Origin of the sequence: Kordia zhangzhouensis (assembly GCF_001005305.1) — a bacterium.
In the GTDB taxonomy this organism is placed as follows: domain Bacteria; phylum Bacteroidota; class Bacteroidia; order Flavobacteriales; family Flavobacteriaceae; genus Kordia; species Kordia zhangzhouensis.
Map to the genome: position 1 here is coordinate 1 of NZ_LBMH01000040.1, position 386 is coordinate 386.

1 pseudogene is annotated in these 386 nt (G+C 40.9%); it reads left to right on the forward strand.

The features are described 5' to 3' along the window. Positions 1-386 (forward strand): annotated as a pseudogene (locus AA088_RS18590) (hypothetical protein); the annotation flags it as partial.

Sequence of the window (386 nt, forward strand, 5' to 3'; positions counted from 1 at the left end):
GTTACTGTAAGCTATCACGAAACTCCAGAAGATGCAGAAAACAATGTCAATGCCTTGCCTGATACCTATACCAACATCAATGCTTACAATCAAACCATCTATGTTCGTGTAGAAAACGTGCTGACAGGATGTTACAATGTAGTATCACTCGATCTAATTGTGCATGACTCACCAGAAATAGCAGCTTTGGATACAGTAAGTCTATCCGAATGTGATGATATCAGCGCAGATCAAATAGCACAATTCGATCTTACAGAAGCAGAAGTAGACCTTCTCAACGGAGAAGACCCTACCACTCATACGGTACGTTACTACAACACCCAAGCCAATGCGATAGCAGGAACTGCTACAGGAGAAATTAACAATATCAATGCCTATAGCAACAT